Raw genomic sequence first — 20,402 nt, forward strand, 5'->3', positions numbered from 1 at the left:
TATTTAGGCTTTTATATTTCTTCTAAGGCTGTCAGAATATTTTGGTAAATATACGCCAGATCTTCATCACTGATTACATAAGGTGGCAAAATATATAATATATTGCCCAGGGGACGCAATATGATACCACGTTCCAGAAAATACAGGTAAAGCCGGTCGCGCAGGCCGTTCAGATAAGAAGTATCACCTTCCGTTTGCCATTCCATGACCAGTATAGTACCATTTTGCCTGACATTTTTAAGCTTGGGATGTCCGATAATGCTTTCAGAAAATACCTGGTGCCTGCTTTCTATTCTTTTAATGTTTTGCAGGGTTTCAGGCTGCAATAATATATCCAGACTAGCCAAAGCGGCTGCACAGGCAACAGGATTGGCTGTAAACGAATGTCCGTGGTACAAGGTTTTAAGTTTGTCATCACTTAAAAAAGCATTAAAGATTTTGCTGTTGCAGGTGGTAACACCTAAAGGCATAGTACCGCCGGTGAGCCCTTTGGAAAGGCAAAATATATCTGGTTCTGTTTGCAATGCTTCGGTAGAAAAATACTTTCCTGTACGGCCAAAACCTGTCATCACCTCATCTGCAATGGTCAATATACCATGTTTCTGACAGGTTTCAATTAACTGATCAAGATATATCGCTTCATACATGAGCATGCCGCCGGCACCAAGCACCATAGGTTCGAAAATAAAACAGGCCACTTCATTGGAAAGGTAATTGATCTTGGATTTGAGCTGCTCTATATTTTGAGCATTAGGCAGTTCAACAAACTCTACATCAAAAAGCAGCGGACTAAAGGGCTCTGTAAAAATACTGCGGCCGCTTACAGACATCGCCCCGAAGGTATCACCATGATAAGCGTCTTTAAAGGCAATGATTTTGGTACGCGGTTCTTTTGTGGTATTTACCCAATATTGCAGACACATTTTTAAGGCTACTTCTACTGCTGTAGATCCGTTATCGCTATAAAACACTTTTTTCTGTACACCAGGCAGCAAGGGCAGCAACCGCTCGGCCAGCCGAACTGCCGGTTCATGTGTAAAACCCGCAAAAATAACATGCTCCAGTGTATTCAACTGTTCAGCTACTTTTGCTGCAATATGCGGATGTGCGTGACCATGGATATTTACCCACCAGCTGGAAACTGCATCAATATATTTCTTGCCTTTTTCGTCAAAAAGGTACACCCCTTCGCCCCTAACTATCGGAACATGTGGTAAATGGTTTTTCATTTGGGTGTAAGGATGCCAGATCACCTGTGCATCGCGGTTTATCAAACTCATAGCGTGTATTGTTTCAATAATATTTCCACCACAGTTTTATCCGTTTTAAAGGTTACGTCATCAGGTTTAAGTTTATCCAGGTCAATCCATCTGAACGATTGCAAAGCGCCATCCTCAAAATCAAAAGCCTTTGTTTTGAAGTTGAGCATTAGGGGCTCAACCGACCTTACAAGGTAATATATACTCAGTATCTGGCTATCATTAAAAGACGACTGTTCATAAAAATCAGTAGTATACAAATGACCCAGCACTTCAATTTCTGCATTACATTCTTCCATAAATTCCCGTTTTAATGCATCTATAAGACCTTCGCCAAGTTCGAGCCCGCCACCGGGAAATTTACTGAAAATGCGGCCACCAGATTGCTCATCACTAACCAATACCTGATTGTTGTGGTTTATCAATAAACCGTATACCCTAACGTTAAAATAGCTCATTACTGGTCAAAATGTTTTTGGTTCTTGGTTGCGTTTTCAACTGTCCACTTAATCTCGCCCCTGAAAGGCTCCTGCCTTACCGGACATTCTTTCATTTTACAATAATTACAACAGGCAGGCAGACAAGGATCGGCATGGATAAACAATTCCGTCTTTCTATCTGCATTTCCATTGATCATTTTATCTATTTCCGAGATCTCCTGGTGTACCTGGTTCAGGTCAAAATAATAAGGCAGGGTAATGTGGCAATCGATGTGCAGGTCTGCCCCATATTGCTGTGCCCTTAAATTGTGTACATCTATCCAGGGCTCTTTCCTGTTTTTTTGCAGGATGTTGATGATGGTCTCTACCAGGTCGATATTGCTCTCATCCATTAATCCACCTACCGATCTTCTGGTAAGCTTATAGCCATTGTAAATGATATATAATCCCAGCAACATAGAGATGACACTGTCCATCCAGTAAATTGCAGTAAGCTTGATCAGTACAATTCCTATAACCAGGCCTGCACTGGTAATGGCATCAGTTAAGAGGTGCTTTCCATCTGCTTCGAGGGTAATGGATTTATGCTTTTTACCGGTATTGATCAGATAATACCCTATGAAAAGATTAACCAGTCCTGTGGCCCCGATAATACTGGCACCTTCAAAAAGCTGTGTAATGGGTTTGGGATATATCAGGTCGTAGCCCGACTTAAAGACGATAATAATGCCCGCAATGGCAATGAGTGTACCTTCTATAAAAGCAGAGAAAAACTCTACTTTTCCATGCCCGTAAGGATGATTTTCATCTTTAGGTAAAGTAGCCAGGTAAATACTGTAAAATGCAAAGCTGCTGGCCAGTACATTTACAATACTTTCTGCGGCATCGGTAAGTATGGCATTGGAATGTGTAATAAAATAGGCGACAAATTTTGCCAGCATCAGCACAATGCTAATGCACAATGCAATTAATATGGCTTTTTTCTGAGGTTGCAAATTGCTGAGTTTAGCATCCAAAAATACTGTTTAACTGTCAATTTATATAAAAAGTATTTTTTTTAGTTTATAATGCCGTGAGGTTCATATATTTGCTTTCGCACAAAATTTAATTTGCCTTCGCATTAATTACTATGACATTTTTATCCAAAAGAATCAACAACCTATCTGAGTCACAAACCATTAAAATGGCCAAGTTAGGAAGAGAACTGTCCGCAAAAGGGATAGACGTTATTAACCTCAGTTTTGGGGAGCCAGACTTTTTTACTCCTGATTTTGTGAAAGAGGGCGCTAAGAAGGCTATTGATGACAATTTTTCTTATTACAGTCCGGTTTCAGGTTATCCTGAACTAAGGAAGGCGATTGCAGAAAAACTATTGCGAGAAAATGGTTTAACCTACAGTTTTGATCAGATTGTAGTTTCAACCGGGGCCAAACAATCCTTGGCCAATGCCGTAATGTGCCTGGTTGATCCGGGAGATGAAGTAATTGTACCTACTCCTTACTGGGTTTCTTATTCGGAAATGATTAAACTGGCCGAAGGAGAAACCGTTTTTATCAATGCAACTGTTGAAAACAACTTTAAAATAACAGGCGCACAGCTGGAAGCAGCCATTACGCCTAAGACCAAATTGTTTATGTTCTCTTCGCCATGCAATCCAACGGGATCTGTGTACAGCAAAGAAGAACTGGCCGATCTGGTAGCTGTATTTGAAAAACATCCAAATATTTATATCATTTCTGATGAGATCTATGAGCACATCAACTTTGTAGGCAAACATGCTTCCATTGCAGAATTTGATTCGATAAAAGACCGTGTGATCCTGATCAACGGGTTCTCTAAATCGTATGCAATGACTGGCTGGAGATCTGGTTACATGGCAGCAAATAAGGAAATTGCCAATGCGTGCGATAAATTACAGGGCCAGATCACTTCGGGCACCTGCTCAATTGCCCAGCGAGCTTCGTTAACTGCTTATCAGGGCGGTCTGGACTCAGTAAACCAAATGGTAGGAGAATTTAAAAAACGCAGAGATATTGTTTATGCTTTATTAAAAGAAATCCCGGGTATTAAAGTAAACCTGCCTGATGGAGCATTCTATTTCTTCCCTGAAGTAAAGGCCTTTTTCGGCAAAAAGAATGGCGACACAGTAATCAATTCAGCTGAAGACCTGAGCCTATATTTATTAAATGAAGCGCATGTATCAACTGTTACCGGCGAAGCTTTTGGCAATGAAGATTGTATCCGTCTTTCTTACGCAGCAGCTGAAGATAAGCTAAGAGATGCCGTTTCCAGAATAAAAGCCGCTTTAGCTAAACTGAGCTAGTTAGTACTAGGATATTAGTATTTAGTACTTAGTACTTAGCTATTAAGCTTAAAACATAACAAATGCCTGTTCCAAATAATGGAACAGGCATTTTGTTTAATATTTACCCAACCTAAAAATAGCGAGTTTATGCAGATCGGACATTTAAAAAAGATTCCCGCTTTCGAATAGTCCTATCTCTTTTTTTACCAAAGGGATTCCTATTAGGAGCGGATCGCTTCGACAGGATCTAACCTTGATGCCGAATACGCAGGCCAAAACCCCGATATTGTACCGATTAAAAATGACACTCCTATTCCCAGCACAATATTCTTCATGAACAATACCATTTCAAATCCAAGTGCGGCCGAGATCAGTGTACATATATAAACCAGTAACAAGCCCAACAAACCGCCCAGTAAACATAGTGCAATTGCCTCAAACAAAAACTGTAACAGAATAAAATAATTTTTGGCGCCCAGTGATTTCTGTATACCTATAATATTGGTGCGTTCCTTTACTGAAACAAACATGATGTTGGCTATGCCAAACCCGCCAACGAGGATAGAAAAACCACCAATTACCCAACCTGCAATATCCACTATCCCAAACATCACATCCAGCTGATCGGAAGCAATTGTACTTTTATTTAAAGCAAAATCATCATCTGCTCCCGGTCTGATCTTATGTATCGCGCGCATAGCGCCCTGTATTTCACTTTCTATTTCTTCAAGTGCGATATGCTCTTTTCCCCTTACGGTAATCGTAGGGTCATAACGTCCGCTTTCCACATCAAATAAGCCTTTTGCAAAGTTGAGCGGAATCAGGATATTTTTATCCTGGGACATACCGAGCATATCCTCCCCCTCTTTTCTGAAGACACCAACTACAGTTAAACGGCGCCCCATTACCACAATCTTTTTTCCTACAGCAGGTTCACCATTAAATAAACCATCAGCGATGTCGGCTCCAAGAATGATGACCGGTGAGCCCGATTTCCCTTCATTCTCTGTAAAATACCTACCCTCCTGAAAATCGATGGTCCATGTTTTATTAAAGTCCTGGGAGGCCGCTTTCAAACCTGCTCCTTCAACAGAATTGCTACGGTACTTGACAGTTCTGCTATCGGCATAAATTTCATAGGAAACACCCTCAGCATGCTCCAGACGTTCCTTTAATGCACTATAATCCCTTAAGGAAGGTTCCGGACGATTTACATATTTCCACCAGGGATAATCTCCAAATCCGCCCCAGGGCCATTTCTGAACAAAAATTGTTTTTGAGCCCAGTTTGTCAATGCTTTCCTGAAGCTTACTTCTAAAGGTATCGGCAGCAGAAAATACAAATATGATGGCAAAAATGCCAATGGTGATTCCCAATAAGGAAAGCATTGTCCGCAGTTTGTTTTGGCGCAGTGCATCAGCTGCGAACCGAAAACTTTCGCCTATTAGTCTGAAAATGATCATAACGTTTAGACCAAAGCTACCAAAAAAGGTTACAGTGTATGCGTTATAATTCTAAAAAAACATTATGTCTGCGTTATTGATAAAAACATTTTAGGGTTTGGTCATGCTCACACTTAAAATTGAGGGTAGCTTTAAGACCAGTTTATCAAACAGTGTTTTATTTACCGTGTTGCTAACCAAAATGGTGTTGTTAGGTGTAGTACGCGTTGTTTGTCCGAAATCACTTGCAATGAGTCCCTTTACCAGGCCGTTAAGCTCCAGTGTAACTTTTGCGATGTACTTTCCCTGTGAAACCTCTATCCGGGGTACTTCCAGCTTGATAAGCTGAGAAACATTTAATTTCACTACCACTGGTATTTTTGTTCCTGAAGCTTCTATATATGTTCCACTGAGCAATAAAGGAGGATTACTCAGGGATTCATTTATATTGATCTTAAATTCGTTTTTCTCGTAAACTCCTGGCGACAAGAAAACCGTTCCGGCCAGGGAATCGGGATTCAGTGCATTTACTGTGTAAAGATTTTTTGATTCAAGGGATATGGCGTTTCCTGTATGAGTTGCACTGAATTCGATCTTTGCAATATTAACACTTGCGCTGGTCCAGTTGATACTTCCGTTTGTTCCTGCAGGAACGATGTTGCCGCTCGTACCTGAATTGGAACTTAAAGCAGCATTCAGGTTAATCGCATTAAAGCTGTAGCTCAGCTGAGTGTCCGTAGTATCAGTACTTTTGGTACAGCCCATTAAAAGTGTAAACAGACAAAGGATTGAAAAGTATATTTTTTTCATGATGAAACTAGTTTAACTTTAATAAAAGATTTATGTCAAAATAAATATAATTAAAACTATAATGACATTCTGTAGGAAATCTGAAGTTTAAAAAAATTAGTATACCAGAAAGCAGCAAAAGAAATATATGCTAATAAAGATTATATTTCGTAAATTTGCGCCCTTAAATATCACATCAAACATATGAAGTTATCTCAATTTAAGTTTAATTTACCTGAATCGCTGGTTGCCAACAACCCTTCTGAACAAAGAGACGAAGCCCGTTTAATGGTTTTACACAAGGATAGCGGAAAAATTGAACATAAAATATTTAAAGATGTTTTAGACTATTTCGATGACCAGGATGTTATGATCCTGAACAACACTAAAGTTTTCCCTGCCCGTTTATACGGCAATAAGGAAAAGACAGGTGCAACAATTGAAGTCTTCCTGTTAAGGGAGCTGAACAAAGAACTTCGTTTATGGGATGTTTTAGTTGATCCTGCACGTAAAATCCGCGTTGGAAATAAACTATATTTTGGTGATGACGACCTGCTGGTTGCTGAAGTGGTTGACAATACCACCTCTCGTGGACGTACCATCCGTTTCTTATTTGATGGCACTGACGAAGAATTCAGAAAAAACATTGAGATATTGGGCGAAACACCACTGCCAAAATACATCAAACGTAAAGCTACTGCACAGGATAAAGAACGTTACCAAACTATTTTCGCAAAACATGAAGGCGCTGTAGCAGCCCCTACTGCCGGTTTACACTTTAGCAGGGAACTGATGAAACGCCTGGAGTTGAAAGGGATTAACTTTGCGGAGGTGACACTACACGTTGGTTTAGGTACCTTCAGATCTGTAGAAGTTGAAGACCTGACCAAGCATAAGATGGATTCTGAGCAATTTATTATTGAGCAGAAAGATGCAGACATTGTTAACAAAGCAATTGAACGTAAAAAAAGGATCTGTGCCGTGGGTACTACTTCAATGCGTGCCATAGAATCGGCTGTTTCTTCAGGCAGGACCCTTAAGGCTGCTAACGACTGGACCAGCAAATTTATCTTCCCTCCTTATGATTTCAGCATTGCAAATTCTATGATTACCAATTTCCACACACCTGAATCTACTTTGCTGATGATGGTAAGTGCATTTGGCGGCTATGATTACGTCAGACATGCTTATGAGGTGGCTTTGAAAGAAAAATACCGTTTCTATAGCTATGGCGATGCGATGTTGATCATCTGATAAAAATATTAACCAATAAATTGAAAATTGCAATAGGAGATTTGAAACCAATCGGTTTAATCTCCTATTTTTGTTTAAAAGCTGCCCAATATGAAGTATTATGCAATTATAGTAGCCGGAGGTTCAGGGAACAGGATGCAAAGTACTGTTGCCAAACAATTTTTATTGCTGGATGGCAAACCGGTGCTCATGCATACACTTACAGCTTTTGATCAATGCAAATACAGACCCGAAATATTACTGGTACTGAATATACATCAGCACAGCTATTGGGAAGAACTTTGTCTGAAGTATAATTTTGATATCCCGCACAAGGTAGTAAGTGGTGGTGAGCAACGGTTCCACTCTGTAAAAAACGGGTTAAAAATTATCAAAGGAAATGGAATAGTGGCCGTCCATGATGCTGCCAGACCCTTGGTTTCGGCTGCGCTGATTAACAGGTCATATGACGTTGCCGAAGAAAAAGGTAATTGTGTAGCAGGCATAACACCAACAGATTCGGTTAGAAAAATTCTGGAAGAAGGAAATGAATCATTAAACAGAAATGAGCTGGCATTGATACAAACACCACAAACATTTCAGGTGAGTACGCTTAGAAAAGCTTATCAGGTTCCATTTAGAAATGATTTTACTGATGATGCTTCTGTAGTTGAGTTTGCTGGTTTTAAAATAAACCTGATTGATGGTGAGCGAGAGAACATAAAGATTACCTATCCGGAAGATCTGGAAATCGCAACGATCTTTATAAAGAAAAGGGAACTTAGTTAGGGTTTACCTTTGCCATGCCAAACCAGGCCGACATGGCAAAGGATAAGATTATGCAGCCCTGTTAATGACTTTAAGCAGAATTGCTATGATTGCGATAACCAGTAAAATGTGAATCAGCCCGCCTACATTTGGCCCAAAGCCATTAAAGAAGAAGCCAATAATCCATAATATAACCAAGACTACAGCAACAAGATAAAGTAAATTTCCCATAACGTTCAATTTTAAATATGTGTTTTAAGTTTAAATCATAGATTGTTAAAGAATCTATGACATTACATTAACAATAATCAAACCGAAAAGTTCTGAAAAAAAGAAAGGCCCCGTATTTTCGGGGCCTTTTAAAATCTATTATGGCTTTTATTAAACCCTAATACTCATCTTCATTAAAGAAGAAATCATCCTTAGTGGGATAATCAGGCCAAATTTCTTCTATGGTTTCGTATGGTTCACCATCATCTTCCAGAGCTTGTAAATTTTCTATCACCTCTACCGGTGCGCCTGATCGTATACCATAATCAATCAATTCATCTTTTGTTGCAGGCCATGGAGCGTCTTCCAGGTGCGATGCGAGTTCTAATGTCCAATACATATTTCTTACTATTAGGTTATTCAAATTTATTTCGCAAAAGTATATTAAAAAACACGAGCAAAACAAAATTTTTTTCAACTATTTCCATTCTATAACTTTGTTTGTCAGTTATATTTGGTTTATAAAAACTACCACTTCAACTGGCTGTACATCCCGATCATAATCGCGGAATCCAGATATTTTCCTCTATTTTAGCATCTGAACTCAGTTTTCGTGCCAAAACAAATAAATAATCACTTAAACGGTTCAAATAAATAGTCATTTTTTCGTCAACAAAGCTATCTGACGCCAGATGAACCGTTAACCGTTCGGCCCTGCGGCATATACAACGGGCAATATGGCAATAGGAAACCACCGTATTTCCGCCGGGAAGGACAAAATGTTTCAATTCTGGCAATACTTCGTTCATATCGTCCATTTCTTTTTCAAGCAAGCTGATGTCGCTTTCATGAAGATCGGGAATTTTCATTCTTGATTTTTCAGGATCCGCAGCTAAAGACGCACCAACGGTAAACAGACGGTCCTGTATCTCCTTTAACACCTTTTGGTAATGGACATCTATTTCCTGACACATGATGAGACCGATATAGGAGTTCAATTCATCTACAGTGCCATAACACTCTATCCTCAAATGGAATTTAGGCACCCTTGTCCCCCCAATCAAAGATGTCAACCCTTTGTCACCTGTTTTGGTGTATATTTTCATCTATCTATATACTTTTTTCAATTTATCTTTTCAAAGTCATCACCTTTTTCCTTTAATCCGGATAAACGTGGAGAAACTGTTTTGACATCTGTATTTTGATAATCCTTCTCGATCAGTCCGTCCCGCATCCTTACAATACGGTGTGCATGCTGGGCTATGTCCTCTTCATGCGTTACAAGAATAATGGTATTTCCTTTGCTGTGGATCTCTTCCAGCAGTCCCATGATCTCGATGGAAGTTTTGGTGTCCAGGTTTCCGGTAGGCTCATCGGCCAGAATAATGGAGGGGTTATTGATGAGTGCCCTGGCAACAGCAACCCGCTGACGCTGCCCGCCCGATAACTCATTGGGCTTGTGGGTTACGCGGTTACCCAATCCTACGTTCTCCAATGCTTTATATGCACGTGCTTCACGTTCTTTTTTATTGGCACCCGCATAGATCAGCGGCAGGGCGACATTATCCAGCGAGGTGGAACGGGGCAGCAGGTTAAAGGTTTGAAATACAAAACCGATCTCCTTATTTCGGACCTCGGCCAGCTCATTGTCTGACATGTGGCTTACATTGGTACCGTTTAATACATAATGTCCCTTGCTGGGTGTATCCAAACAGCCTAAAATATTCATGAGGGTAGATTTCCCTGAACCAGAAGGCCCCATCAACGCTACAAACTCTCCTTTATGAATATCAAGTGTAACCGATTTCAATGCATGGATCACTTCAGAACCGATGACATATTTACGACCAATATCTTTAATGTTGATTAACGCTTTATCAATCTTTACTGTCGACGCTTTCTCCATTTTTTTTGTTTTTAGACAACGCCTATCGGGCCAATGTTACAAATACCTTTATTTTTCTATAATCTTTGGCACCAGAAAAAAGCTTTCGTTGTGGCGGGCAGCATTTTTTAGTCCGTCGGCCACACTGATCTCCTGTTTTACCTTGTCCTCACGCCAAACATTTTCTTCCATATTCATATATACCAATGGCTCAACACCCTGGGTATCCAACTCGTTCAGTTTTTCCATAAAAGTAAGGATCTTGTTCATATCGGGGATCAGTGCTTCAATTTCTTCCTCCTTTACAGCAATTCGGGCCAGATCTGCCACTTTGTATATGGTTTGCTTATCTATAATCATTTATCAACAAGTTTACTGTTTATCAGCTCAAAAATACGGTCTTTTAGTTCATCTGAATCATTTATTGTCAAATTAGTAGTTAAAACCGGCTTATGTACGTAAATATCACATATTCCTGGTGTAGAACCATATTTTGCCCCATCATCCCACATTCTTTTCCAGATATTGGTTAAACTGACCGGAACAATAGGAATTTTCTTTTCTATGGCCAATCTGAAAGGGCCGTTTTTAAAGGGCATCAATTTTGGCGGATAGTGTCCATCATCTATTTTCCCTTCCGGAAAAATGATCAGGCTCATCCCCTGTTCAAGGTTTTCGCCTGCCCGTTTAAAGGCCCTGAAAGCAGATATTTTACTTTCACGGTTTACAGGAATATCAATCGTCTTAAAAAATATCTTCAGTACAGGATTTTTAAGCAGCTCATCCTTTCCCATAAAATGAAACCGTCCCCTTGCCAGGGTACATAAGATCATGATGTCGAGATTGGAAGTATGATTTGAACAATAAATATAAGGCTGATGGTCAGAAAGAGGTTCTTCGAAGGTAAAACGAAATATGGCTCCTATAAAAAAACTGCACAACCTGCTGTTCAGTTTACGCATCTGATTCAGTAAACCATAGGTTCCAGGATTTTGGGCAGCAAGGTAATAGAAGGGATAAAAAAGCAAGGAGAACAACAGTATAATAAAGATGGAATAGATTCTGTGTGCTTGCTTAAAAATACTGGTCATGGACATTCAAAAAATTAAAATGGACAAACAAATATTAGGGTTTTTTATTAATTTCGGCCTCCTGAATCTTTTATAGATCCGGTTTTAACTGGCTGAATGTATAAAATTTTTCTCGAGATCATATAAGATATATACTAATGAAAGAAACGGTAGTTAGCGGGATCCGTCCGACAGGACAGTTACACCTTGGAAATTATTTTGGTGCAGTAACCAATTTTGTAAAAATGCAGTATGATTATAACTGTTATTTTTTTATTGCCGACCTCCATTCTTTAACCACCCATCCTACACCTCAGGACCTGCATGGCTATGTGAGACATGTGCTGGTAGAATATCTGGCCTGTGGAATAGATCCTGAAGAAACGACCATCTACATTCAGTCTGATGTTCCTGAAGTTGCTGAATTGTACCTGTACCTGAATATGAATGCCTATATGGGCGAACTGGAAAGAAGTACTTCTTTTAAAGATAAAGTAAGATCACAGCCCGATAACGTAAATGCAGGTTTGCTAACCTACCCTACCTTAATGGCAGCTGATATTTTGATCCATAAGGCTACCAAGGTACCTGTTGGAAAAGATCAGGAACAACATCTTGAGTTTACACGCACCTTTGGAAACCGTTTTAACAGATTATACAATGCTGATTATTTCCCAGAGGCTTTTGCTTTCAACTACGCAGAGAACCTGGTTAAAATACCAGGTTTAGATGGCAATGGTAAAATGAGTAAATCCAGTGGGGACGGCAATTGTATTTATTTGGCGGACAGCCCGGAAATCATCCGCAAAAAAGTATTGCGCGCAGTAACAGACAGCGGACCAACTGAAGAGAACCAGGCCAAGCCGGAAGCTATCCAGAATTTATTTGACCTGATGAAAATTGTTTCAGCAGCCGATACATTGGCACATTTCGATGACATGTACAACAAAATGGCAATAAGGTATGGTGATTTCAAAAAACAACTGGCCGAAGACATGATTATTTTTAACACGCCTATCCGTGAGCGCATAGAGGAAATCTCTAAAGACAGCTCTTATCTGCGTCAGGTAGCCAAACATGGGGCTTTAAAAGCCAGAGAGAGCGCACAACGGACAATAAAGGAAGTCAGAGAACTCATCGGTTTCAAATCATTTTAATAATAAAGAATAAAAATTACTACCTTTCTGATCTACAAGAATAAAATATGCACATAGCAATAGTTGGAAATATTGGCGCGGGGAAAACTACCCTGACCGGGTTACTTGCAAAAAATTATGGTTGGGAAGCCTTATATGAAGCTGTAGATAACAATCCTTACCTGGAGGATTTTTACAGTGACATGAAACGATGGAGCTTTAACCTGCAGATTTATTTCCTGAACAGCCGTTTTCAGCAAATCGTAGACATTCAGAACTTTAACAGGAATGTAATTCAGGACAGGACCATTTATGAGGATGCGCATATTTTTGCCGATAACCTTCATGAAATGGGACTGATGACCACCAGAGATCATCAAAACTATAAAGCTATATTTGAAAATATCACTTCATTTATTAAACCACCCGATTTGCTGGTATACCTGCGTGCTTCTGTACCTACGCTGGTAAACAACATACAACGCAGGGGAAGGGAATACGAAACCAGCATCCGGATTGATTATTTATCCAAACTAAACGAAAAATATGAAGCCTGGATAAAGAATTATAGTTTGGGCAAACTGCTGATACTGGATAAGGATAAATTAGATTTCAGCAATAACCCTGAAGATCTGGGCACTATTATACAGGCAATAGAAGCAGAAATTAACGGCTTATTTTAGCATGAAAGTACTTGGCATTATACCGGCACGTTATGCCTCTACCCGTTTTCCTGGTAAGCCTTTAATAGAAATTCAGGGCAAAAGCATGATCCAAAGGGTTTATGAACAAGCTTTAAAAGCCATAAGTTTAACCAAGGTAGTGGTGGCTACAGATGACGAACGCATTGCAGAGGCCATAAATAACTTTGGTGCTGAATTTGTAATGACCAGAGATGATCATCAGAGTGGTACAGACCGTTGTGCAGAGGTATCACAGCACTTTCCTGATTTTGATATTGTAATCAATATACAGGGAGATGAACCTTTCATCAATCCCAAACAAATAGACCTGCTGGTATCCTGTTTTGAGCATGGCAATGTAAAACTGGCAACATTGATTAAAGAAATCCATACGGAAGAGGAACTACTTAATACCAATATTCCAAAGGTTGTGATCAACAGCAGACAGGAAGCTATATATTTTAGCAGACATACCATTCCTTACATCAGAAATGCTGAAAAAAACAAATGGCTTGATGTGCATCAGTTTTATAAACACATTGGAATTTACGGTTATACCACCCCTACCTTGCTTGAAATCACCAGGCTCCAACCTTCTTCACTTGAAATGGCTGAAAGCCTGGAACAATTGAGATGGGTAGAAAACGGTTATACCATCCAGACCAGGATAACAGCCATAGAAACAATTGCAATAGATACCCCTGAAGACCTGGATAAAATTGTGGGATAACAACCCTGATTATTTATTATATTAGGCTATGCATAAGAAAAATTATTTAATCCTGATTTTATTTGCCTTAGGATTGCTAACAGCCTGCAATTCCTCTGACCATCAAAACTTCTCTAAAACGGCTGATCAGGTTGTATTGAAACCTTTTAGCGATAGTCTGAAAGTAGATACGTTTAAAGTATCCCTGATGGGAGATGTATTAAAGGATATTACCATTCGGTTTACCATTACATCACATGGCGGACAACTTATTTACAAGAAGGACTTTAAGGCAACAGATCTGATTGAAAATTATAAATCCAGTGTAGACCTGAAAAAAGAGCGTACCCAGCTGGCCTTTATAAAGGACGAGTATAAACTGTTCTTTGAGGATGAGAACTTTCTGGAACCTGCGGTTACAGAAAATGAAAATCCCGACAAAAATACACCAGACATACATTTTTATAACGAATTGAAACAATCTGCTTTAAACGGTTTCAAATATCGTTCGGGTAAAGAGACCAGTGTTTACATTGCCTGGTCTGAAAAGGAAAAAAAAGTTAAACCCTATTACAGTTGCTGTAAATAGTCCATTTTAATTTTATTGCTAAAAAACCGCTTTTATATAAGACAGAAGCATGTCTAAATTCAAAAAAACGATACTTTCTGAACCTCATCAAAAAAAAATAAAAATAATATTATGATTGTTATAAATTTTATATTATGTTTATATAATCAAACAGCAAGTAAGAAGTTTGATTTTTTTAAAACCAGCATATTCTAACCAAATATACTTTTACAAAAGAGCCCGATTTTTTTCGGGCTTTTTTTATAATCCGCTCTTAAGACACCTGTAATTTGTTCGGTTGTTGCTATGTAAAAACAGGTGTTTTATAGGTGTTTTCTACCTGTTTCATACCTGTCTCGTACCTGTATACACCTATAAAACCGGGTTTAAACGCGGTTTTTACGGACAATATCCATCTTTCCTGATGCCACCATTTGAATCGATGGAACTGTGGTTGTACGGTAGGGTATATGGCTTATAAAAACGAAGATAATTTGGAAAAATTAATGCGGACAGGAAAATAGTTCTTAGATTTAAGAACTCGACACGGTGGTTACACGGTAATTTATGCTGAAGAAGATTTTAAGTTTTATTCTTTTAACAATTTCTGTTTTTACCGTTTCGGCACAAAAAGCAAGTATAAAAGGTTTTGTTGCAGATACCCTGGAAAAAAAGAAACTGGAATACAGTTCAATTTTACTTATCCGATCATCAGATTCTATATTGGTAAAAACAACAAGATCAGATAAAAACGGAAAATTTGACCTCAAAAACCTGTCAAAAGGCGATTACAAAATATTGATATCATATCCTAAAATGGCAGATTACATTCGAAACCTGAGATTATCAGACACTTCAAATATAGATTTAGGAAACATCAATATGGAATTGAAATCCAAGGTTTTAAACGAAGTAGTGATACAGGCCACAAAAAATGCAGTACGAATGAAGGGCGATACCCTTGTTTTTCAGGCCGATAGTTTTGCTGTCAGGACCAATGCAAATGTGCAGGAACTTTTAAAAAGATTACCCGGAATAGATGTAGACAAAAACGGGGTGATCAAAGCCCAGGGAAAAATGGTAAAAACAGTATTAGTTGATGGGGACGAGTTTTTTGGAGACGATCCCTTACTAGCTACTAAATATCTGAAGGCCAATGCAGTTGACGAAATACAGGTGTATGATAAAAAAAGTAAAAATTCTGATCTGACGGGCATAGATGACGGCATAAAAAACAAAACCATCAATATTAAGTTAAAAGAAAATGCAAAAAACGGTTACCTCTCTACGATCGACCTGAACAGCAATATGGAAAACCTTGGCGATTACGGAGGTATGATGGGAATATTTAAAAATAAACTGAAGGCCGCTATTTACGGCAATTATTCCAGTCTGAACAATGAATCCAGGATTAACAATTCGATGCGTAAGTTAAAAGGTGAAGAATATGACCTGATAGAGGTAGGCGATGATGGCAGTTCAATCATGTATGTTTCCGGTGGTGACGATGATGATGATTACATTTCCGCATCAGGCGGACTACCCAACAATTTAAGTTTGGGCGCTTATTATGCAGATAAGTTTAGCGATAACAAAATGGGCATTAAACTTAATTTCAAAAGTTTTGACAACAACAATGTTAACCACACCACTACAAATGCCCAGGAATTGCTCCCTAATGAAACAAAATTTTTTAGTGCCGGCAAAACCGACAACAATTCCAGTATAGCGGGCGAATCTTTAAAAGGCACTTATAACTACACCCTTGATCCACAGTCTAATTTAAAAATATCATTTGGATTAAGTAAAAACAGGAACGAGAGCAATTCTGTAAGTGCAAATGAAACACGTACAGGTAATGGTTTTTTCATCAGTAAGAACAATCAGGAAAATGCCGGACATGGCAATAGCGAAATCTTCAATGGAAATATAAACTGGTCAAAGCGGTTCAATAAAAAAGGAAGGACACTTTCCATAGACCTGCAGCCCCAAAGCCAGACCAGCAAGAGTACGGAGAATAGCTCTAACCTGACCAATTACTTTGACAGTAACGGAAACCTGGACAGAGTTGAGGACACAGATCTTAGAAAAAAGAATAGCGGCAACCAAAATTCTATAGGTACCAGGATCAATTATACTGACCGCATTTCTAAAAGGTGGACACTTGAGGCAGGTTATAGTTTTAAAACCATTTCATCGGGAAGTAACCGTATGGTTTTTGATAATATTGGGGACAATGCCAAAAAGATCGACTCTTTAAGTAATAACTTTAAGTTTATAAACTTCTCCAACGTTGGGAAAATGATTTTACAGTATAGTTATGACAATTTCTCTATATCAAGCGGGCTGGAAGCTACCCAAACCAATTTTGAACTGAAGGATGTGGATAAGCAGACAGATTTCCAAAGAAGCTACCTTAACCTTTCGCCTAGAACCAATATATATTACAAAGTTAATGCAGGCACTACCCTTGCCATTAATTACAATGGTTATATGCAGCAACCAAGTATAGACCAGTTGCAGCCGGTCAGGCAAATCAATAACCCCTTGTATCAGGTAATTGGAAATTCAGCATTAAGGCCATCCTTTACCAATAGTTTCGGGCTTTCCTACAATAGCTTTCAGTTTAAATCGGATCAGTATATATCGGCTTACTTCAACTATGGTTTTACCAATAATGCTATAGTAAGCACAGAACTGGTTGATGAATTTAACAAAAGGATTTCAAGCTTTATTAACGTTGGCGGCAACAATTCCATCAGTGGTAATTTAAGTTACTCAAAAGGCTTCTCCAAATCGCACCTGCGTTTTGGGGTAGACCTGGGGATAAACAGGTCGAATACCATTGCCATTATAAATGCGACCCAGAACAAAACCGCAAGTACACAATATAATTTAAGGGGTTCATTGAATTATTATACACAAAAAATAGAATTCAGCTATATACCTTCAGCCTCTTTAATGACAGGAAAATCATCAATCGGAGAAATCAACGATGGCAGAAGCGTTACCCACAACCATGAAATTTCCGGAACTGTTCAATTGCCCTTTAAAACCGAATTCAACACCTCTTTTTCTTTATCCTTCCGTCCTGCAAATGCCGCATTTGGTCAGGATATCAATACAGCCATATGGAACAGCTATCTATCGACCAAGGTACTTAAAAGTGAAGCATTGGAGATCAAGCTTTCTGTAACAGACATTCTTAACCAAAAGATAGGATACAATAGATTTGTAGGTGGAAACGTTACAAGTGAAGATACCTTTAGCTATATACCCCGTTATGTACTGATCGGACTAAACTGGAATTTAAGTGGTAATTTCATAAAAAAGACTACTGAAAAATAACAAATGGAATTCAAAGTACTAGCCTTTCTGCTCCTATGTTTTCCCTTCCTGTCACTTAAGGCACAGGGAACATTTATACCGTATGGCAAAATTACATTTGAAAAAAAATTCAATGTCATCAGAAGTCTGGACAATACTTCAGTGCCTGATGAAGCTAAAGCAAAAATGCAGAAGTACATCACCAACGAATGGGAATTTATTTTTGACCAGAACAGATCTTTGTTTAAACCTGTCAAAAGAGAAAAGGAAGACGAAAACCAAAGCTTCTTCCCTTTTGCCCTGGGCAGGCAGACCAGCGAAATTTATACCGATTACAGTAAAAAACAACGGGTATTAAAACGCAATATTATGGGCGATGACTATTTACTTACAGATACCATCCCCAATCTTGACTGGAAAATTATGCATGATGTAAGAAATATTGCAGGGTATGAATGCAGAAAAGCGATTGGTATTATTTACGATAGTGTATATGTAGTGGCCTTTTATACGGATGAAATTTTACTGCGTGGTGGTCCGGAAGGATTTACCGGTTTACCGGGTATGATTTTAGGTCTGGCTATACCCCGTTACAATACCACCTGGTTTGCCACAAAGGTAGAAGGCTTTACCAATCACCAGGCGGAAATCATACCGGCATCAAAGGGAAAAAAAATAGAAACAGAGAAAGATTTAAAAAAACTGATCGAATTATTTACCCGTTACGAGCCCGACAAAAAGGAAAAAGCAGAAGAAGCAAAAAAAAAGCTATATGGTTTTACGCTCTAACATTTTCTCCGATAAGATTTTAACGTTTTTTTCTATCACCAACGAATATTTGTAAAAAGAGCCTCCCTGCTTCAGTTTTATTTGCTAACTTTGTATCCCGTACAAAAACAATAAGACAGCAATTTAATTACTGCTTTATTTCAGAAAATCACAAACATGACTAAGTATATTTTTGTTACGGGCGGTGTTACTTCCTCATTGGGCAAGGGCATCATCTCCGCTTCATTAGCCAAATTATTGCAAGCACGTGGCTATAGTGTTACCATCCAAAAGTTTGACCCTTATATCAATATTGATCCGGGAACCTTAAACCCTTATGAGCATGGAGAATGCTATGTTACCGAAGATGGTGCAGAAACAGATCTTGACCTTGGTCATTACGAACGTTTTTTAAACGTTGCTACTTCGCAGGCCAATAACGTTACCACTGGCCGGATTTATCAGAACGTAATCAATAAAGAGAGACAAGGAGAATATCTGGGTAAAACAGTACAGGTAGTACCACACATTACCGACGAGATTAAAAGGAATATGCGTTTGCTGGGAGAAACCGGCGAATATGATATTGTAATCACTGAACTGGGAGGCACAGTTGGTGATATTGAATCTCTGCCGTTTATTGAAGCGGTACGTCAGTTTAAATGGGAAGAAGGTGCACACAATGCGATTGTAATCCACTTAACACTAATTCCATATCTTGCTGCTGCCGGAGAATTAAAGACCAAACCTACGCAACACTCTGTAAAAGCATTACTGGAATATGGTATCCAGCCAGATATCCTGGTTTGTCGTTCAGAACGTTCCATATCTCTGGATATCCGCAAAAAAATTGCCTTATTCTGCAATGTAAACGTAAATGCGGTAATCGAATCACTGGATGCCTCTACAATATATGATGTTCCTTTACTGATGATGAAAGAACAGCTGGATAAAACAGTATTGAGCAAACTTAAACTTGCACAAAAAAATGAGCCGGACATGGAGAGATGGAAAGAATTCCTTGGCCGCTTAAAAAACCCGACCTCAGAAGTAAAAATTGGTTTGGTTGGTAAATATGTAGAATTGCCCGATGCTTATAAATCTATAATTGAATCTTTTATTCATGCAGGTTCTAAAAATGAATGTAAGGTTAAAGTAGAATATATCCACTCAGAAAGTATTTATCCAGACAATGCAAAAGAACGTCTGGCACATCTGGATGGCGTACTTGTAGCACCTGGTTTTGGTAGCAGGGGTATTGAAGGAAAAATTGATACCATTAAATATGTTAGAGAAAATAATGTTCCTTTCTTTGGTATCTGTTTAGGTATGCAATGTGCGGTAATTGAATTTGGACGGAACGTACTGGGATTAAATGGCGCAAACACTACCGAAATTGATGAAGAAACAATTCATCCTGTCATCAATATGATGGAAGATCAGAAAAACATTACGGCCAAAGGGGGCACCATGCGTTTAGGGGCTTATCCATGTGACCTCAAAAAAGGCACAAAAGCTTATTCGGCTTATGGAAAAACACATATTACAGAGCGTCACAGACACCGTTATGAATTTAACAGTGCTTATTTAAACCAATTCGAAGAAGCCGGCATGATCGCTTCGGGCGTAAATCCTGAAAGTAATCTGGTTGAAATTGTAGAGTTAAAAAACCATCCTTTCTTTGTAGGTGGGCAGTTTCATCCCGAATTAAAATCAACAGTTGCTAATCCTCACCCACTTTTTGTTAAATTTGTCGCCGCTGCGATGGAGTTTGCGAAGAAAAAAACAAAATAATACGCGTTTAATTAAC

21 protein-coding genes are annotated in these 20,402 nt (G+C 38.8%); 10 read left to right on the top strand and 11 right to left on the bottom strand.

Translation table 11 applies throughout. The features are described 5' to 3' along the window. Nucleotides 1-11: 11 nt before the first annotated feature. From bioA to PHEP_RS12735, 3 genes are read right to left on the bottom strand one after another with little or no spacing between them, the layout of a single operon-like run. A complete protein-coding gene (gene bioA / locus PHEP_RS12725; protein ID WP_015808382.1) occupies nucleotides 12-1,280 on the bottom strand; it encodes an adenosylmethionine--8-amino-7-oxononanoate transaminase in 1,269 nt (422 codons plus the stop codon). Further along, nucleotides 1,277-1,717, bottom strand: coding sequence for an NUDIX domain-containing protein (locus PHEP_RS12730; protein ID WP_015808383.1), 441 nt, complete (start codon nucleotides 1,715-1,717; stop codon nucleotides 1,277-1,279). Before PHEP_RS12730 ends, bioA begins: the two co-directional genes overlap by 4 nt. Further along, on the bottom strand, nucleotides 1,717-2,694 hold the full coding sequence (locus tag PHEP_RS12735; protein WP_036674598.1) for a cation diffusion facilitator family transporter: 978 nt from the start codon (nucleotides 2,692-2,694) through the stop codon (nucleotides 1,717-1,719). The genes PHEP_RS12730 and PHEP_RS12735 overlap by 1 nt, the downstream gene beginning before the upstream one ends. A gap of 134 nt (nucleotides 2,695-2,828) precedes the next feature. Here PHEP_RS12735 and PHEP_RS12740 point away from each other — a divergent pair, with 134 nt between their 5' ends. Beyond that, nucleotides 2,829-4,022, top strand: a complete 1,194-nt coding sequence (locus tag PHEP_RS12740; protein WP_015808385.1) for a pyridoxal phosphate-dependent aminotransferase — start codon at nucleotides 2,829-2,831, stop codon at nucleotides 4,020-4,022. A 203-nt stretch (nucleotides 4,023-4,225) separates the two neighbouring features. Here PHEP_RS12740 and PHEP_RS12745 read toward each other — a convergent pair whose 3' ends face one another. Continuing rightward, complete coding sequence (locus PHEP_RS12745; protein WP_015808386.1) at nucleotides 4,226-5,467, bottom strand: ABC transporter permease; 1,242 nt, start codon at nucleotides 5,465-5,467, stop codon at nucleotides 4,226-4,228. Between the two features lie 90 nt (nucleotides 5,468-5,557). After that, nucleotides 5,558-6,256, bottom strand: coding sequence for a hypothetical protein (locus tag PHEP_RS12750; protein ID WP_143715746.1), 699 nt, complete (start codon nucleotides 6,254-6,256; stop codon nucleotides 5,558-5,560). A gap of 183 nt (nucleotides 6,257-6,439) precedes the next feature. Between PHEP_RS12750 and queA the strand changes: the two genes are divergently transcribed. After that, on the top strand, nucleotides 6,440-7,489 hold the full coding sequence (queA, locus tag PHEP_RS12755; RefSeq protein WP_015808388.1) for a tRNA preQ1(34) S-adenosylmethionine ribosyltransferase-isomerase QueA: 1,050 nt from the start codon (nucleotides 6,440-6,442) through the stop codon (nucleotides 7,487-7,489). Nucleotides 7,490-7,579: 90 nt separating this feature from the next. Then, on the top strand, nucleotides 7,580-8,257 hold the full coding sequence (locus PHEP_RS12760; protein WP_015808389.1) for a 2-C-methyl-D-erythritol 4-phosphate cytidylyltransferase: 678 nt from the start codon (nucleotides 7,580-7,582) through the stop codon (nucleotides 8,255-8,257). Nucleotides 8,258-8,305: 48 nt separating this feature from the next. On the opposite strand, the gene PHEP_RS22085 is transcribed toward PHEP_RS12760, so the two are convergent. From PHEP_RS22085 to PHEP_RS12785, 6 genes are all read right to left on the bottom strand, one after another. Further along, complete coding sequence (locus PHEP_RS22085) at nucleotides 8,306-8,467, bottom strand: lmo0937 family membrane protein (RefSeq protein ID WP_015808390.1); 162 nt, start codon at nucleotides 8,465-8,467, stop codon at nucleotides 8,306-8,308. A 157-nt stretch (nucleotides 8,468-8,624) separates the two neighbouring features. Continuing rightward, on the bottom strand, nucleotides 8,625-8,846 hold the full coding sequence (locus PHEP_RS12765; RefSeq protein WP_008240955.1) for a DUF2795 domain-containing protein: 222 nt from the start codon (nucleotides 8,844-8,846) through the stop codon (nucleotides 8,625-8,627). 157 nt (nucleotides 8,847-9,003) lie between these two features. Continuing rightward, a complete protein-coding gene (locus PHEP_RS12770) occupies nucleotides 9,004-9,552 on the bottom strand; it encodes a cob(I)yrinic acid a,c-diamide adenosyltransferase (RefSeq protein ID WP_015808391.1) in 549 nt (182 codons plus the stop codon). A 17-nt stretch (nucleotides 9,553-9,569) separates the two neighbouring features. Next, entirely contained in the window at nucleotides 9,570-10,352 is a 783-nt protein-coding gene (locus tag PHEP_RS12775; RefSeq protein ID WP_015808392.1) for an ABC transporter ATP-binding protein, read from the bottom strand. A gap of 48 nt (nucleotides 10,353-10,400) precedes the next feature. Next, nucleotides 10,401-10,691 carry an Asp-tRNA(Asn)/Glu-tRNA(Gln) amidotransferase subunit GatC gene (gene gatC / locus PHEP_RS12780; protein ID WP_015808393.1) on the bottom strand — a complete coding sequence of 97 codons (291 nt, stop codon included), beginning with the start codon at nucleotides 10,689-10,691 and terminating at the stop codon, nucleotides 10,401-10,403. Continuing rightward, nucleotides 10,688-11,428 (bottom strand): lysophospholipid acyltransferase family protein, encoded by a 741-nt coding sequence (locus PHEP_RS12785; RefSeq protein WP_244862614.1) that lies wholly within the window; start codon nucleotides 11,426-11,428, stop codon nucleotides 10,688-10,690. Before PHEP_RS12785 ends, gatC begins: the two co-directional genes overlap by 4 nt. Nucleotides 11,429-11,559: 131 nt before the next feature. Here PHEP_RS12785 and trpS point away from each other — a divergent pair, with 131 nt between their 5' ends. From trpS to PHEP_RS12820, 7 genes are all read left to right on the top strand, one after another. Further along, nucleotides 11,560-12,558 (top strand): tryptophan--tRNA ligase, encoded by a 999-nt coding sequence (trpS, locus tag PHEP_RS12790; protein ID WP_015808395.1) that lies wholly within the window; start codon nucleotides 11,560-11,562, stop codon nucleotides 12,556-12,558. Nucleotides 12,559-12,605: 47 nt separating this feature from the next. Continuing rightward, the gene (locus PHEP_RS12795; protein ID WP_015808396.1) at nucleotides 12,606-13,220 is read left to right on the top strand and encodes a deoxynucleoside kinase; all 615 of its coding nucleotides are present in this window, start codon (nucleotides 12,606-12,608) and stop codon (nucleotides 13,218-13,220) included. 1 nt (nucleotide 13,221) lies between these two features. Continuing rightward, a complete protein-coding gene (gene kdsB / locus PHEP_RS12800) occupies nucleotides 13,222-13,950 on the top strand; it encodes a 3-deoxy-manno-octulosonate cytidylyltransferase (protein WP_015808397.1) in 729 nt (242 codons plus the stop codon). Nucleotides 13,951-13,978: 28 nt separating this feature from the next. Beyond that, nucleotides 13,979-14,518 carry a hypothetical protein gene (locus PHEP_RS12805; protein WP_015808398.1) on the top strand — a complete coding sequence of 180 codons (540 nt, stop codon included), beginning with the start codon at nucleotides 13,979-13,981 and terminating at the stop codon, nucleotides 14,516-14,518. A 546-nt stretch (nucleotides 14,519-15,064) separates the two neighbouring features. Then, nucleotides 15,065-17,845: an outer membrane beta-barrel protein gene (locus tag PHEP_RS12810; protein ID WP_015808399.1), complete on the top strand. Its 2,781-nt coding sequence runs from the start codon at nucleotides 15,065-15,067 to the stop codon at nucleotides 17,843-17,845. A gap of 3 nt (nucleotides 17,846-17,848) precedes the next feature. Further along, complete coding sequence (locus PHEP_RS12815) at nucleotides 17,849-18,613, top strand: GLPGLI family protein (RefSeq protein WP_015808400.1); 765 nt, start codon at nucleotides 17,849-17,851, stop codon at nucleotides 18,611-18,613. Nucleotides 18,614-18,769: 156 nt separating this feature from the next. Further along, the gene (locus tag PHEP_RS12820; protein ID WP_015808401.1) at nucleotides 18,770-20,386 is read left to right on the top strand and encodes a CTP synthase; all 1,617 of its coding nucleotides are present in this window, start codon (nucleotides 18,770-18,772) and stop codon (nucleotides 20,384-20,386) included. Nucleotides 20,387-20,402: the final 16 nt, after the last annotated feature.

This window comes from Pedobacter heparinus DSM 2366, assembly GCF_000023825.1.
Lineage (GTDB): Bacteria > Bacteroidota > Bacteroidia > Sphingobacteriales > Sphingobacteriaceae > Pedobacter > Pedobacter heparinus.